We start from the raw sequence: 15,802 nt of genomic DNA, 5'->3' as shown, positions 1-15,802 counted from the left end.
AGTCGTTTCAGCCTCCTTTTCAGCTCATTATCGGAATGCCGCCATGGAAATCAAAGTCAACTTCCTCGACAAGCTGCGTCTTGAAGCCAAGTTCGACGACTTCACCGTCATCGCCGATCAGCCCATCCGCTACAAGGGAGACGGCTCGGCGCCTGGCCCCTTCGATTACTTCCTGGCCTCATCGGCGCTGTGCGCGGCGTACTTCGTGAAGCTGTACTGCAATACGCGCAATATCTCGACCGAGAACATCCGGCTGTCCCAGAACAATATCGTCGACCCGGAAAACCGCTACCAGCAGACCTTCAAGATCCAGGTCGAACTGCCGGCCGACATCGAAGAGGCAGACCGCCGGGGCATCCTGCGCTCGATCGAGCGCTGTACCGTCAAGAAGGTAGTGCAGCAGGGGCCGGAATTCGTCATCGAGGAAGTGGAAAGCCTGGACGCCGATGCGCAATCCTTGCTGACCCTCAAGCCCGAAGCCGGCGTGAGCTCCCACATCCTGGGCAAGGACTTGCCACTGGAGCAGACCATCGCCAACATGTCTGGCTTGCTGGCCGAACTGGGCATCAAGATCGAGATCGCTTCCTGGCGCAACATCATTCCCAATGTGTGGTCGCTGCATATCCGCGACGCGCATTCGCCGATGTGCTTCACCAACGGCAAGGGCGCCACCAAGGAAAGCGCGCTGGCCTCGGCTCTGGGCGAGTACATCGAACGCATCAGCAACAACCACTTCTACGCCGGTTCCTACTGGGGCGAGGAGATCGCCCATGCCGAGTTCGTGCATTACCCCAACGAGCGCTGGTTCAAGCCCGCTCGTGCAGACAAGCTGCCCAAGGAAATCCTGGATGCGTATTGCCTGGAGATCTACAACGCGGACGGCGAGCTGCGCGCCTCGCACCTGATCGATACCAATTCCGGCAACGCCGAGCGCGGCATCTGCGCGCTGCCTTATGTACGTCAGTCGGACGGCGAAGTGGTGTATTTCCCCTCCAACCTGGTAGAAAACCTCTTCGTCAGCAACGGCATGAGTGCCGGCAATACCCTGCCCGAAGCCCAGGTGCAGTGCCTGTCGGAGATCTTCGAACGCGCGGTCAAGCGTGAAATCCTGGAAGGCGAGATCTGCCTGCCCGACGTCCCCCAGGAAGTCCTGGCGAAATACCCCGGCATCGTGGCGGGCATTCAGGGGCTGGAAGAGCAGGGCTTCCCGGTGCTGGTCAAGGATGCGTCGCTGGGAGGTGTCTATCCGGTGATGTGCGTGACCTTGATGAACCCGCGCACAGGCGGGGTCTTTGCCTCGTTTGGCGCGCACCCGAGCTTTGAGGTGGCGCTGGAGCGCAGCCTGACTGAACTGCTGCAAGGGCGCAGCTTCGAAGGCCTCAACGATCTGCCGCAGCCGACCTTCGAGAGCAATGCGGTGACCGAGCCCAACAATTTCGTCGAGCACTTCATCGATTCTTCCGGCATCGTGTCGTGGCGCTTCTTCAGCGCCAAGTCGGACTACGAATTCGTCGAATGGGATTTCTCCAGCCAGGGCGAGGATTCCAACGCGGAAGAGGCGGCTACCTTGTTCGGTATTCTGGAGCAGATGGGCAAGCAAGCCTACGTCGCCGTGTACGACCAACTGGGTGCCACGGCCTGCCGCATTCTGGTGCCGGGCTATTCCGAGGTCTATCCGGTGGAAGACCTGATCTGGGACAACACCAACAAGGCGCTGCTGTTCCGTGAGGACATCCTGAACCTGCATCGTCTGGACGATGAGGCGCTGGCCGCCTTGCTTGACCGTCTGGAGAACAACGAGCTGGATGAGTACTCGGACATCGCCACCCTGATCGGTATCGACTTCGATGAAAACACCGTATGGGGCCAGCTCACCGTGCTTGAACTGAAGCTGCTGATCCATCTGGCCCTGCAGCAGTTCGAAGAGGCGCATGAACTGGTCGGAGCCTTCCTGCAGTACAACGACAACTCGGTCGAACGCGGTCTGTTCTACCAGGCCTTGAACGTCGTGCTGGAAGTGGAACTGGACGATGCGCTGGAACTGGCTGACTACGAGACCAATTTCCGCCGCATGTTCGGCAACGAGCGCATGGATGCCGCCATCGGTTCGGTGACGGGCAGCGTGCGCTTCTTTGGATTGACTCCGACCAGCATGAAGCTCGAAGGACTGGATCGTCATCAACGCTTGCTCGATAGCTACCGCAAGCTGCACAAGGCGCGCGCCAGGTTTGCGCAAGCTGCCGCTGCGGCTTGATGCGACTCATCTTCTCCCGGACCGACAACCTACCAAAGGCTGCCACGAAAATCCTGAGCATTCAGGTCATGACTTGGGGGGAGATAGTCCAAGTGTCCGGCGCAGCAAGTGAACCTCGGGCTCCTGCATGTCTTGCCAGCTGTCGCGCAACTGGCCGAGATAGGTGGCAGAGGTATAGCGCTCCAGAAGGTAGATTTCTTGTGGATCGATGTGCCCGGGGAAATGGATCGTGTCTTGGATTCAGTCCTGTCGAGCCACCATATTTGCCTGATCAAGAGGAGCTATCTTCGGAGAAGTCGATAGGCTGTCCGTGAAGTTGTTCTACGTAAATCCAATCGCAGGGACGTGACGTGAAAGCGTGTTCGGCGACTAGACTTGCAGCCAGCTTGGGTTTATTTACACAGTCCTTGAAGTCTGGATCTGCCGTCAAACGAGGATCTTGACGGTGACTTTGCACGAACTGATACATGCGGTAATCGTCGAGCCACAGAGCTTGACGACCGACACTTGCCAGCACCTCCAGTCCAAGATCGTTAAACGTACTGCACTGTTTGAGTTCCCCAGACGGATTTCCGGTCCAGCAAAATTGTGGAGTGTCATGAGGGTCGTCGAGCGGCAAATAAACGCCGGTCCGCGGCGGCGTTGTCCCGCTACGGGCGACGATGTCGCTTCGAAGTCTTAATGCGGTGGCGTCTCTGAGTGCCTCGGGGTGGTCGGCCAGACATAGCGTCAAACTTAAATCGTCCCATCGTCCAGCGACATTGAATTTTGTCAATGTGTTGTCGATATTGTGTGCGTACAGGTATAGATCATCGAAGCGGGATTGGAATTCCTCCTCCTCCGGTGTCATCCAGTTCAGGGAGTACTCCGACAAGCCGCGCCCACAATTGTACGCATCGGTAAACGAATAGACTTCGAATGCCCGCTGTGCGATTTGCTTGGCGACAGACAGTTCGAAGTCGGCAAGAAATGGCCAGCCATTATTGGCCCAGTTCTCGGAGGTGTCCCGCTACGGGCGACGATGTCGCTTCGAAGTCTTAATGCGGTGGCGTCTCTGAGTGCCTCGGGGTGGTCGGCCAGACATAGCGTCAAACTTAAATCGTCCCATCGTCCAGCGACATTGAATTTTGTCAATGTGTTGTCGATATTGTGTGCGTACAGGTATAGATCATCGAAGCGGGATTGGAATTCATCCTCCTCCTCCGGTGTCATCCAGTTCAGGGAGTACTCCGACAAGCCGCGCCCACAATTGTACGCATCGGTAAATGAATAGACTTCGAATGCACGCTGTGCGATTTGCCTGGAGACAGACAGTTCGAAGTCGGCAAGAAATGGCCAGCCATTATTGGCCCAGTTCTGCGAGGTGTCACGTGTTCCCCAGCGACTATTGGTCAGCAGTGCGTCGCGGCCTTGAAGCTTGGCCTTGGCTAACATCGGATCGATGAATTGCATGAGTTCGTGCAGGTGTACTTGAAGGCCTTTCAGATATTCGAGCGAGGCGAAATTGTAAAGCAGCGAGACGTGTCTTTTTTGCGTAAGGCTTAATTGAATTGGAGATTGGAGCATCGGATATTTAATGCCTGCAAAAAATTGAAATTCTTGGCTGCGTTCTTTCTGGCGTTAGCTACCTCTAGTTCGACTGCTTTCCTGGAAAGGATGGGCAAGTCTCAACATCAAGTTTCATTTCATCAATCACGTCGACCAATTTTCCTGTCGCCAGGTCCACCACATCGTCGTCTACGATCGCCGTTTTTTGATCTCTGCTGAAGGCCGCTTCATAGGGGCCACGGGTTCCCGTGTAGTGATTGATAGGCTTGCCCCGTTTGAGATCAATGATATAAACCTTAGTAACGGGTGGAGCGCCTATTCGAGCTTGGCTCAGGTCTTGGCCCCATATGATTGCACGGTCTCTATGGCAGTTGACGGTCCAGTGATTGACGGGGATATCGAGTTTTATCTTGATAGTACGTCTCCCAACGTCGTACACGAATTGGTTCGCTATTCCTCGGAACGATCTGCGAAGTTCAGGGTTTTCGGCACCGACCGTACCTGAGAAAAATAGCGCTGTTAGAAAAAAGAAAGTAATGGGGAATTTAGATTTCATCGCCGAGTATTAGGTAGGAAGATATCGTTTGTGTTGCTCGCGTACTTCTTGGTGGGCGTTCATAAGGATTAACCAATCGGCTTACTGCGGCGGAAGCTTGTGTAGTAGCCCCACCATCAGCTGCTTTGATAATAACGGTTTTTGAGCAGTAGAAACCTGCTGTGTCCACAGCGTTGTAAGGTACGTCGGCTACAATTTGCGGATTGTTAATGACCGGCCCTCGCCCCTTATTGTTGAACCAACCTGCATCGTAAGAGCTTCGATCAAGCCAGCCACGAAATACCCAGTACTCTGAATAGTTATAGCGTCCTGTCAATTGCTTCATCCCTCTGCCGCGAAATTTCATTCCGTCACCCGGATCCGTATTGCCCAAATCGACACGGCCTTCGTAGTAACCGTTATTGCCGGACTCAGCGAAATACAGAAGTTGATCCCGATTGATCGCTGTAATCTGAAGATAGCCGTCTTCTTCCCCTTGAACTGAAATATGGTTTTCCTTGATTGCCTTGGCGACTCCTATGGCAGCCTCGCGTGTCAGCATAAAAAAATAGCTCTCTTGAGCGGCTTGACCGAAAAAATGCGCCATCCTGAGGGGCTTATTGAGGAGATATTTCCGAAAAACGAGATTGAGACTGAGCCGAAATTTTTCCTTGACGGTATCCCCTGACTGACCAACATCTTTATAGGTGCTCTCCTTGTCCGCATAAATGCGCTTCATCTCCTCGATGCTTAGCCAGCCGCATTTTCTGAAGTGTTCAATGAATTTCCTGGGATGAAAGTGCCAATGCACGGCCCCAATATCGTCCAGCGCAGCAAGTTCCCAGAATGCTAGCGCCTCAACATGACGCTGAAATTCGGGAAAGTCCGCTTGAGACAAGTAGGTGCTGTCGTTCAGGCTGGGCGTCGCGCTGGTTTCCCTATCAGGCCCTTCTTGGGTCAGCCAATTCCAGCGCTCCGCAATGCCACTTCGTTGCCATTCAGTCGGAAATTTACACACCATGCCACGCATGGTCCGCTGAACCTCTGCATCTTTCAGTCGATTTTCTGCCTCGGATCGGGTGGTGATCCCGTCGCCGTCTTCGTCCAGCATTTTTCGAAGGGCATCGATATCGCAGCGGCTATCCTGATCATCGTAGTCCATCAATAGTTGCCAGCCAGCCCAATGGGGCGCATCGGCATCGCTGTACTTGAAAACCCCTGTGGCGTTCAGATTCACCCATCCTTGGCCATTCGCCGTGGCTATCTGTCGCCAGTGTGGCGTGTCACCTGGCGTCAAGCGATCCGGTCCCAAGATCCGCCCGAAGCGCAGCAATTCATAGACTGCACTATGCGCCGGTACTTGGCTGGCACGTGCGGCTCTGTATGCCTGAACGACTTTTTCTGCCTGTCGGTAAAGTTCATATTCGGCATCGCTTTCCGTCAGCGTTGCACCCACCCGAGTCCCATCGGCACGGTAGGTACTGACATAAGCGTTTCCTCCTCCAAAACGTACACCGACGAACAGCGATTCGTTCAATACCGTTTCATTGGATCCTGATTTTTCAGTGAGAGGAGGACGCCGCGGGTAGAGCCGGGTATCGGCGGGCAATCTAAAGTAGATTTCACCAAAGACAGCATCGGTACGACCGTTTGCCGTGATATTGAGGTCACCCGTATTTCGGCCGATCAGTCTTTTAAGGTTGTCGTCATCGCAGATGATCTCAAAGTGGAGGATGTTGGCGTGCCCCTCAAAGGAGCCTGCACTGCCCAACTCGGCCTTGCGATAAATTGTTTGGCCAGCTTTGACGCCGCGTATCGTCTGCAGATGCATGTAGATGGAGTAGAAACGTACTTGCGTTTCTTTATCGTTTTGGGCTCCGATCGTGGAGTCGTGTCGCATGATGACGCAACCGTCATCTGTCCATCCCATATAGCCAAGTACATGCTGTTCATCTTCAGCAGCAGTCGCTGGACGTGCCGTCGGTTGTCGAACATAGGCGACGATGCCATCGGCAATGGCGCGCACGGGTTCTCGTCCTTTGTCGCGTGCCGGAGCTTCCAGATGCAAGCCCCCGTGCCACGATAATTTATGGCTGACGGGGAAGTTTCCATGCTCCGGGCTACGCATGGCTGTCTCTAGATAAGCATCATCGTCCTCGGCAAGACGAGGAGGAAGAAAAGGTGGGCTGATGAGCATAAAACTTCCTTACCGTGAGAAGGAGAATCTCCGCGAATTTTTAACGTTCACAACGCTGTTCGGTAAAGGTGGCAGGCTTGCCGCAGCGCTCGCCCCACCCGGAAACGCATGTGCCGCTCCCTTCACCGAAAACGTCCCCGGACAAGCAAACGTGATGTTCCCGTCCTCCAGCGTCACGCAAGACTGCCCCGCCTGTACCACGATCTTGTGGCGCGCCTTGATCTCGATGCTGTCATTGACGCTGGTCACGCTCACCTGCTGGTCGGCCAGGATCTCCAGCGCATCGGTATGCGACTGGAGCGAGACCGGTCCGTTGCCGGCAAAGACCTGGATGCCGCCCTCATGCGCAAACAGAGTGGCGGCCTTGCCGGCGGCCAGGCTGGCGGTGTCGGCTGCGGTCCAGTGGGTGTCGCCCTGGCTGGTCCAGTGCAGGCTCTCGCCCGCATAGAGCAGCGTGGAGGCGGCGCTGGCCCAGTTGATGTTGGTCGGGGACTCCATCAGCACGGCGGCCTTGGCGAATTTCTCGACCGGTTGTGCGGCGTCGGTCTGGCGCGATTCGCCCTTGGTTTTGAAGGCTTCCTGGCCATTGACGCTGGCCGGATGCTTGCCCTGGTCGGCCGGGTCGATGGCGGCGATGAAGTCGGACTTGGCCTGGAAAGCTGCCGCACTATGCAGCGCCTGCTGCTGGGTGGCGGCGTTGCCCATGTTGTTGGTCAGTTCACTGGCGCCTTTCAGTTGGGCAATCGCTTCGGTGGCGTCCATCTGCGTGCTGGTGACACTGGCCCCGGCAGCCGGGCGCGCGGTGGCGGAAAGCAGCAAGCCGTTTTCACCGCGCACCACGCCCCAGGCATCGCTGCGCAGCTCGAAGCCCTGGCCGCGGTAGTTGCCGCGCTGGGCGCCGGTGTCGGCCTGGTCGATCAGGTGGCCCAGATTGAGTTGCGATCTGGCCTGGCTGGAGGCCAGCCGCATCCGCAACTGCGATTGCGTGTCGTCCACCACCCATTGGTTGAAGCCGCTGCCATCGTGGGACAGGCTGTGCCAGCCGGAAATCGTGCCGGCATGATTGACGCCCGAATCGGCGCCGGCCGGGAAGGGGGGAGTGTCATTGCCGTTGTAGAGCTGGGCTACCACCACGGGGCGGTCGATGTCGCCTTCGATGAAGTCGATCAAGACTTCGCTGCCGATGCGTGGCGTGAACTGGCTGCCCCAGTTGGGGCCGGACTGCGCTTCGGCCACGCGCACCCAGGTGCCGGAGGCATCGTTGCCGGGGGCATTGCCTTGTTTGTCATCCAGATTGCCGGTTTCGCGCAGGCCGCCCGGATTGGGCGACTGGCCGCGTTGCCAATGGAATTGCACCTTGACCCGGTGATTGCGGTCGGTCGTGACGGCAGTGCCAGGCAAGCCGGTCACCAGCGCAGTCTGGGTGCCGCGGGAGGTGGGCTTGAGGCGTTGCGTGATGGCGGTGGGCAGGATGGGAACGGCGTCGCGCACGACCGTGAAACGGTTGCGGTAGGTGCCGGCCTTCAGTTCGTCGTCGGCGCTGATATCTGATATCTGGGCACTGTCCGGCAGGATGTCGTCGAGGATGCGCGCGATATTGTGCTCGAAGTTGTTGCGTGCGCTGTGCTTGACCGAGAGTACCTTGAAGCGGTTTTCTCCTGCGGGATAGTGGTCGTGCTGGCGCAATGAGAACTGTGTGCCGGCGGCGAGTTGACGCGCCGCGCCGGCGCCTTCGAAGCGTTTGTTCTGCATCTCCAGCGCTTGCAGCATCAGCAAGGCGTGGGTGGCGGCGGCATCCTGGTCGGCGAAGTCCTGCTGGCCGGTGCCGTCATAGATAGGTAAGAGCGGCAGGTCACCAGCATCCAGGCTGGAGTTTTCTTCGGCCGATGGCGAGGAGATCTTTTCCGGGTGCCAACTGGCCAGCGCCACGCCATTGGATTGCACGCTGCGCACGGCGCTGAAGTCGGTGATGGCATCGCTGGCCTCCATGGCGGCCACGCGGTGGAAGCGGATGGTGTCGTCGGCACCGGGGATGGCTGGCATCTTCGCTTGGCGGTCGAAGATGATGAGTTTGTGGCGTGCTTGTTGTTGCCCCTGTTGCCCCTGTTGTCCTTGCTGACCGGCGTCATCGCTTTCCTGCTGGTGCTCGAAGCGGAAGTTCAAGCCTTCCGAGGCCAGGATGCGGCGCAGGAAATGAAAGTCGCTTTCTCGGTACTGGGTGCAGATATCGCGCTTGATGAGTGTCTGGGTGACGTTCAGGGCGAAATTGGCCTGAGGGTATTCCTTGAAGAGGGCGCTGGCGATCTCGGTGACATCCATGTCCTGGAACAGGAAACTGTCGTGTCGTCGCTCCAGGAAGGCGAGGAAGGATTCCAGCCGCAGGCGATAGCGCGCCAGGCCACCATCCGCACCCAGCCAGGAGGCTTGCGTGCAGTAGCCATGCCAGGCACGCCGGCTGCCGTCGGCTTGCAGCAGGCGCAGGGTGAGCTCGGTGCCGATGAATTGCTTCAGGTCGAGATCGGTGGAGACCGAGAGCGCATCGATGTCGAAATGAAAGTTGTCATTGACGCTTTCCTGGCCGTGGAAGCGTTCCACCACCAGGGATTCGGGCAAGCCATCGGGCTGTGCGCTGTCCAGGGTGATGAGGCGCGCATGTTGCGACAGGCCGGGGCCGAACAGGGCGGAGATGACGGGGGAGAGAGAATCGGGAAACGGCAGATTCATCTGAGTCGCCTTCTGATGAGGGAATCCTGCTCAGGGCAGCGTAATGGTGAGGTTGGCCGTGCGCGGCGCCAGCTTGACGATGTCGGCATAACCGGCCAGGCCGTTTTCGGTGCCGCTGGTCAGCATCCAGTTCAGCCCCAGGTAGGCAAACATGGCGATGAAGGCAAACAGCGAGGCCACCACCCACAGCGGTACATCATTGCGCAGCTTGTTGACGATGGCGTCCGGTCTTGCCCAATGCGGCGCGAAGCCGGCGCTCTTGCCCTTGAGGTGGGCAATTTCGTCACCCAGGCGGGCGGTCAGATAATTCAGTTTTTCTGGTCCTTCCAATGCGTACTTGCCCTGGAAACCCAGCAGCAGGCACATGTGAAACACCTCCAGCGCCTGGATGTGCGCGTTGCCACGGATGCGCAGGTCTTCCAGCTGCTTGAAGAAATTTTCACCTGCCAGTTGATCCCCGAACATGGTCAGTTGCAGGGGGCGGCGTTCCCAGGCATCGCGGATGCCGAAATTGGAGCGCAGGATGATTTCATCGACCGAGGCGCAGAAGGCATATTTGGCGGCATAGACATCCTCCGGCGAGACATCGAGCTTCTTGGCATTGCGCTCGACGTCGCCCAGGAATTTCTGCATCTTCATGGAGAAGGAGGCTTCATCCACCGGCGCACTGCCGTTCTTGAGCATGAACAAGGCATAGAAGCCGTCGTACATCAGGTCTAGCAGCGAGCGCGCGTTGACTGGCGCGCTGGCCGCCTGGGTGGGTGGCCGGTGGTCGGGGTCGAGCAGGGAGGGGGCCGAGGTCATGTTCATTGTGTCACCGCCAGGAGTTCAAGTTTGAGGTCGCGGATGCCAGAGGGTACGTAGATGCAGATCGACTGCGCCTGCAACATGCGTTCGTACATCGCCCCCTTGCTTTCCAGCGTGAAGTAATAGGTATCGGGCCGCACCGGCAGGGCGGCTGGTACTTGCGGTGAGTGCACCAGCTTCACGCCCGGTAGCGCCGCCAGCACGAATTTCTCGACGTCCTCGGGGGCGCCGATCTTGAAGCGCAGCGGCACCACGTCGACCAGTTCGATGGCCGGCAGGTCGGCATTGACGGCCAGGTAGAAGCTGGTCTTGTCGTCGATCTTGCCGGAGTCGAGCATCCCCATGTGATAGGACGGCTTGTTCTCGTGCAGGGCGATGGCGAAGTAGCGGGACGAAATGACGGTGTCGAGCAGCTCGCGGATGATGCTGTCCAGGCGTGCGAACGGTGGCCCCGGATCGCGGTGCTCGTAGGGCGGCAGATCGGCCAGGGCCAGGCTGCGCGAGAACGTCATGAGCGAGCCGGCCAGGGCCAGCAATTGTTCGTAGAGGCGCTCGGGGTGCAACTGGGGATGGTTCAGGTAGTGCGACAGGTTGGCATAGGCGGTACTGGCCGTGTGTAGTAGCCAGAACGAGGTGATGTCGCCGGAACGGAATTCCACCACACTCTTGCTCGGTTCGCGATGATGGCCATAGAGCGCGCTGACCTTGGCCTGCAAGGCGTCGAGCAGCCGGCGCAGACGCTGGAACAGCAAGGGTGATGCATGGACCGACAGGCTCGGGGCCACGAAATCCGGATCCATTTCAAAGCCGGAGGAACTGGCGCGGCGCAGACGCACGATGGGAATGCAGACCAGCGAATCGCGTGGCTCGTTTTCGGAAACCAGCCGCACCGCCTTCTTCAGAAAGCTCATTTCCGCCTTGGCGGCTTCGGTGAACAGGTCCGGGGTTTCGACGTTGTCCTGGATGTAGCGGCTGGACTGGTGATTGCCGGTCCCGGTGGCGAAATTGCTGCCGAAGCTCTTCAGTGCCGGCAGCGCCGCATAGAAAGTGACGGATTGTTGAGACAAGGGGATTTCGGCCAGTTCGATCGGGTCCGGCAGGTCGTCGCCGTCGGGGGCCTTATAGATCTCTCCATCCTGGAAGATGGCCGACAGCTCCAGGATACGCAGCGTATTGTTGTTCAGTGCATCGCGATCGACCTGCAGCGAAGACACGCCCCAGCAATAGGGATTGAGGGCCAGAGCGGTCTGGTGCAGGCGTGTTTCGTGATAGTGATCCTGGCGTTGGAAGTGCTGCGGCCGGAGGAAGAGGCCTTCGCCCCAGAGGACTTTATTGGAATGATTCACTTGATTGCCCCGTTAGATGTTGCTGCTCATGTCGCGATACGTTGCGAGTTGTTGTTTGATTTTCAATTACACTGAACCGGTGCCAGCATGAGGTTCTTTTCCTGTGGCTTGCCCTGGCTGTCGATGGCCAGAGCTCCGGCGCCCACGGTCAGGGAGCAGGATTGCAAGCCTACGGTGATCCCGTTCTTCTCCGATTCATCGGCCTTGAACGCCACCCGCCAGCGCTGTGGCGCGGGGTTGACGAACAAGGCGACTACGCCGATGTAGCCGGCTTCATAACTGACCTTTTCGGAAATCTCATAGCGTTGGCCTGGTACCAGCGTCACTTCCTTGACCTCCAACAGGTCGGCCCCCAAGGCTTCCTTTTCTTTTTGCGCACTCAGGAACGTGTCATATGACGCTTGCTGGAAACTAATGTTCTGCTTGAGCTTATAAATTTTTACGACCAGTGCCAGCGGTCGTTGCTGGGAGTCCAGGTTGAGCGCCTTGGAGGCGTGCAGCTTGACGGCGACCGTGCGCGGCTGCTTCATCGCGTCGGGGACTTCAGGGGTATCCGGTTTCTTCAGGCCAAGAGCCTCCAGCGTGGATTTTGCGGCCTGGGCGACGGAGGTGGCCGCACCTACAGCGGCACAGCCGGATATGGAGAAAATGACAACAGCCATTGCCAGGAGATCGATCAGTCGGTTCTTCAACTCTGCCCCGTGCGGTTTGTTTGATTTCTGATGCGCGAGATTCTCGCGTGCCGAAAATTTTTTAGGAAGTGCTTACGGATTACGGAACTGCGTTTTCTCGTCAAGGTCTATGCGATACATTTGGACGAGCTTAAGTTCAAATTACTTAAAACTATTAAGTCGGGCAACAACCTGATAGTCGTAATTAGAACGTGGGGTAGTTAAAAAGTGCGGTATTCAAAAGCATCAATTTCGCCAGAAAACTGCCGTCGCATCTCATTCGAAGCTTAAAAATCAGGAATTCCGGAGTTTTTTCCGGTCTCGGCTGATTTGCTTGCGCGAGGACCGTGCAAGATTTTTTTCAATGTTAAAAATATAAGGAGTGGTTTCCAATGCGTGCGAGCAAATTCAAAGTGGGTCTGATTGTTCCAGCCTTGCTGGTACTGATGTTGGCGGGGTGTGCCAATACCCAATCCAAGCCCAGCCCGGAGGAAGAGGCCAAGAACACGCTGGAAAACGGTGTGGCCCAGGCCAATACCGCACAGGCTGAAGGCAAGACCGACGAAGCAGTCTCGGTGTTGAAGGTGGTAGCAAGCCGCTTCCCTGCAGACAAGACGCCGTGGCTGCGTATCGCACAGATCCGCTTTGATGCTGGTGACTACAGCGATGCCATCGTCAATGCCCAGGAGGCCCTCAAGCGCGATCCCTCCGACAAGGTGGCCAACAGCATCGTCACGGTGTCCGGGCTGCGCCTGGCGACCAAGTCGCTGGGTGACTTGCGGGCGCAGAATGCGCTCAATGGCTCGGTCAAGACCGAGGCGCAAGACCTGACCAAGATTCTGCGCGAGAGCCTCGGCGAAAACACCCTGGTGCCAGCTCCGGCCAAGCCCGCCGCGACCACCCGTGCGCGTGGCAAGGTGGCCCGCAAGGCCGCTCCTGCTGCGGCGGATACTACCGACAGCGGCAACAGCGGTGGCGGCAGCGGTCCGAATCCGTTCGGCAATCTGAAGTAAGGCAGGCCAGGCGGGAGCTGGCAACGGCTCCTCCAGTTCAAGCAGCCTCAGGCGATGGGGCAATCACCCAAATATAGCAGCGGAGCAAACATGGCCAAAAGAGAAAGCATCCAGAAGAAACTGCAGAAAGTGCGTCCCCCGCGCGTGCAGATGACTTATGACGTCGAGATCGGCGACGCCATCGAGAAGAAGGAGCTGGCATTCGTCACCGGGGTGGTCGGCGATTTCGGTGGCAACTCCGAAGTGCCGCAGCTGCGGCTGAAGGAACGCAAGTTCATCAACATCGACCCCGACAATTTCGACGAAGTGATGAAAGGTATCGAGCCACGTGCTGTCTATCGCGTGCCCAACGAGCTCTCCGACAAGGGCGGCGAATTTGCAGTCGAACTGAAATTCCGTTCGATGGAGGATTTTCGCCCCGAGTCCGTGGTGCAGCAGGTCGAGCCGCTGCGCAAGCTGCTGGAGGCGCGCACCAAGCTGGCTGATCTGCGCAACAAGATCGCCGGCAACGACAAGCTGGAAGATATCCTCACCGACGTGCTCAACAGCACCGAGAAGCTGGCCGAACTCAGCAAGCAAACCACCAAATAAAACGAGATCACCATGTCCGCTCAAGCCAATACCGAAGTCGCCGCCAGCGCAGCTCCCGCTGCGGCCGGCAGCTCGCTCCTGGATGACATCGTCGAACAGAGCAAGGTCGCCAAATCTTCTTCCGAGCACGATCGCGCCAAGGATCTGATCGCCGAACTGGTCAACCAAGTGATGGAAGGCACGGTTGTCGTGTCCGAGAATCTGTCCGCGACCCTCGATGCCCGCATCGCGGAACTGGACAGTCTGATTTCCAGTCAGGTCAGCGCCATCATGCACGCTCCCGAATTCCAGAAGTTGGAGGGCAGCTGGACCGGGTTGAACTACCTGGTTCGCAATACCACCGTGGGCGAGAACCAGAAGATCAAGATCCTCAACGCGACCAAGAAGGAACTGGTCAAGGACTTCAATTCCGCGCTGGAATTCGACCAGAGCGCCATGTTCAAGAAGGTCTATGAAGAGGAGTTCGGTACCTTCGGTGGTGCGCCTTTTGGTGCCCTGCTGGGAGATTTCGAGATCACTCGCCAGCCGGAAGACATGTACTTCATCGAACAGATGTCGCGCATCGCCGCAGCATCCCATGCGCCCTTCATTACCGCTGCCTCGCCTGAACTGTTCGGCCTGGAGACCTATGCCGATCTGGGTAAGCCGCGTGACTTGTCCAAGGTCTTCGACACCGTCGAATACGCGAAGTGGAAATCCTTCCGCGAGTCCGAAGACTCGCGCTATGTCGGCCTGACGCTGCCGCGCTTCCTCGGTCGTCTGCCCTTCAATCCCAAGGATGGCACCACGGTCGAAGGCTTTAACTTCGTGGAGGATGTTGATGGCACCGATCACGCCAAGTACCTGTGGTGTAACGCTGCCTACGCGTTCGGCAGCAAGTTGACCAAGGCCTTCGAGGACTTCGGCTGGTGCGCGGCGATTCGTGGCGTGGAGGGTGGCGGCTTGGTGGAGGATCTGCCCACGCACACCTTCAAGACCGATGAGGGCGAAGTGGCCTTGAAGTGCCCCACCGAAATCGCCATTACCGACCGCCGCGAAAAAGAGCTTTCCGATCTCGGCTTCATCTCTCTGGTTCACTGCAAGAACACCGATTACGCCGCCTTCTTCGGTGCCCAGTCGGCGCAAAAGCCCAAGAAATACAACACGGACGCCGCCAATGCGAATGCGGTCTTGTCCTCGCAGTTGCAATACATCTTTGCTGTCTCGCGCATCGCTCACTACATGAAGTCGATGATGCGGGACAAGATAGGCAGCTTTGCTGCCGCTTCGAACGTCGAAGACTTCCTCAATCGCTGGATCGCGCAATACGTGCTGTTGGATGACAACGCCACGCAAGAAGCCAAAGCGCAATTCCCGCTACGTGAAGCTTCGGTACAGGTGTCGGAAGTGCCGGGACGGCCAGGCGTTTATCGCGCCGTGTCGTTCTTGCGTCCGCATTTTCAGTTGGATGAACTGTCTGTGTCGCTTCGGCTGGTTGCGGAGTTGCCGCAGGCAGGGAAATCTTAACTATTTTTCCTCCCTCTTGTTTACAGGATAAGTTATGGCAATTGACGTCTATCTGCAAATCGACGGCATCAAGGGTGAATCCACTGATGACCTGCACAAGGACTGGATCGAGTGCAAGACCGTGGACTGGCAAGTCTTGCAGCCGAAGTCTGCGACCGCATCGACCGGTGGTGGCCACACCGCCGAACGTTGCGAGCACAAGGACATCGTCTTCACCAAGGTGGCCGATCTGGCATCTCCTCTGCTGCTGCAAAACTCTTCATCGGGCAAGACCATCCCGAAGGCCAAGTTCGAATTCATGCGTGCCGATGGCAAGGGCGAGCGCGTGCGCTACTTCGAAATCGAACTGACCAACGTGATGATCAGCAGCGTCGCCCCCACCATCGAGTCGGGCGAGATTCTGAATGAAGTTGTTGGTCTGAAGTACTCCACCGTCAAGTGGAAGTACACCCAACAGAAGAAGGATGGTGGTACCGCCGGCAATACCTCCGGTGGCTGGGATCTTTCGACCAACAAGGTCATCTGAGTCTGAGTTGCCGTAACGGATGAACTGTCGCTAGAAGACTAGAAGAACAGTCCTCCAAAAGGGAAAAGGGATAAGACGTCCGCC

Annotated in this window: 13 protein-coding genes; 5 read left to right on the top strand and 8 right to left on the bottom strand. The window is 57.5% G+C overall.

The features are described from left to right. Window positions 1–43 precede the first annotated feature (43 nt). Window positions 44–2,254 carry an OsmC domain/YcaO domain-containing protein gene (locus RC54_RS21235; RefSeq protein ID WP_061789909.1) on the top strand — a complete coding sequence of 737 codons (2,211 nt, stop codon included), beginning with the start codon at window positions 44–46 and terminating at the stop codon, window positions 2,252–2,254. 271 nt (window positions 2,255–2,525) lie between these two features. Here RC54_RS21235 and RC54_RS21230 read toward each other — a convergent pair whose 3' ends face one another. The 8 genes from RC54_RS21230 to tssJ all read right to left on the bottom strand — a co-directional run bounded on the left by RC54_RS21230 (window position 2,526) and on the right by tssJ (window position 12,103). After that, a complete protein-coding gene (locus RC54_RS21230) occupies window positions 2,526–3,104 on the bottom strand; it encodes a hypothetical protein (RefSeq protein ID WP_244216395.1) in 579 nt (192 codons plus the stop codon). 5 nt (window positions 3,105–3,109) lie between these two features. Beyond that, entirely contained in the window at window positions 3,110–3,820 is a 711-nt protein-coding gene (locus tag RC54_RS25815) for a hypothetical protein (RefSeq protein ID WP_244216394.1), read from the bottom strand. Between the two features lie 64 nt (window positions 3,821–3,884). Continuing rightward, entirely contained in the window at window positions 3,885–4,358 is a 474-nt protein-coding gene (locus RC54_RS21225) for a YncE family protein (RefSeq protein WP_061789908.1), read from the bottom strand. Then, window positions 4,348–6,534: a peptidoglycan DD-metalloendopeptidase family protein gene (locus RC54_RS21220; RefSeq protein WP_123020487.1), complete on the bottom strand. Its 2,187-nt coding sequence runs from the start codon at window positions 6,532–6,534 to the stop codon at window positions 4,348–4,350. The genes RC54_RS21225 and RC54_RS21220 overlap by 11 nt, the downstream gene beginning before the upstream one ends. 9 nt (window positions 6,535–6,543) lie before the next feature. Next, window positions 6,544–9,258: a type VI secretion system Vgr family protein gene (locus RC54_RS21215; RefSeq protein ID WP_123020486.1), complete on the bottom strand. Its 2,715-nt coding sequence runs from the start codon at window positions 9,256–9,258 to the stop codon at window positions 6,544–6,546. 30 nt (window positions 9,259–9,288) lie between these two features. After that, window positions 9,289–10,068: a type IVB secretion system protein IcmH/DotU gene (gene icmH / locus RC54_RS21210; protein ID WP_058896814.1), complete on the bottom strand. Its 780-nt coding sequence runs from the start codon at window positions 10,066–10,068 to the stop codon at window positions 9,289–9,291. Then, window positions 10,065–11,411, bottom strand: a complete 1,347-nt coding sequence (gene tssK, locus RC54_RS21205) for a type VI secretion system baseplate subunit TssK (RefSeq protein ID WP_061789962.1) — start codon at window positions 11,409–11,411, stop codon at window positions 10,065–10,067. The genes icmH and tssK overlap by 4 nt, the downstream gene beginning before the upstream one ends. A gap of 62 nt (window positions 11,412–11,473) precedes the next feature. After that, window positions 11,474–12,103, bottom strand: coding sequence for a type VI secretion system lipoprotein TssJ (gene tssJ / locus RC54_RS21200; RefSeq protein WP_061789963.1), 630 nt, complete (start codon window positions 12,101–12,103; stop codon window positions 11,474–11,476). A 371-nt stretch (window positions 12,104–12,474) separates the two neighbouring features. Here tssJ and RC54_RS21195 point away from each other — a divergent pair, with 371 nt between their 5' ends. The 4 genes from RC54_RS21195 to RC54_RS21180 all read left to right on the top strand — a co-directional run bounded on the left by RC54_RS21195 (window position 12,475) and on the right by RC54_RS21180 (window position 15,718). Next, a complete protein-coding gene (locus RC54_RS21195; protein WP_058896811.1) occupies window positions 12,475–13,095 on the top strand; it encodes a tetratricopeptide repeat protein in 621 nt (206 codons plus the stop codon). Window positions 13,096–13,185: 90 nt separating this feature from the next. Next, window positions 13,186–13,686, top strand: coding sequence for a type VI secretion system contractile sheath small subunit (gene tssB, locus RC54_RS21190; RefSeq protein ID WP_061789964.1), 501 nt, complete (start codon window positions 13,186–13,188; stop codon window positions 13,684–13,686). Window positions 13,687–13,698: 12 nt separating this feature from the next. Further along, the gene (gene tssC, locus RC54_RS21185; protein WP_058896809.1) at window positions 13,699–15,192 is read left to right on the top strand and encodes a type VI secretion system contractile sheath large subunit; all 1,494 of its coding nucleotides are present in this window, start codon (window positions 13,699–13,701) and stop codon (window positions 15,190–15,192) included. Between the two features lie 34 nt (window positions 15,193–15,226). Then, entirely contained in the window at window positions 15,227–15,718 is a 492-nt protein-coding gene (locus RC54_RS21180; protein ID WP_017452624.1) for an Hcp family type VI secretion system effector, read from the top strand. Window positions 15,719–15,802: the final 84 nt, after the last annotated feature.

It is taken from the genome of Herbaspirillum rubrisubalbicans (assembly GCF_003719195.1).
Classification (GTDB): domain Bacteria; phylum Pseudomonadota; class Gammaproteobacteria; order Burkholderiales; family Burkholderiaceae_D; genus Herbaspirillum; species Herbaspirillum rubrisubalbicans.
Note: the sequence above shows the minus strand (reverse complement) of the source record. Positions and strands in the feature narration are given on the sequence as shown.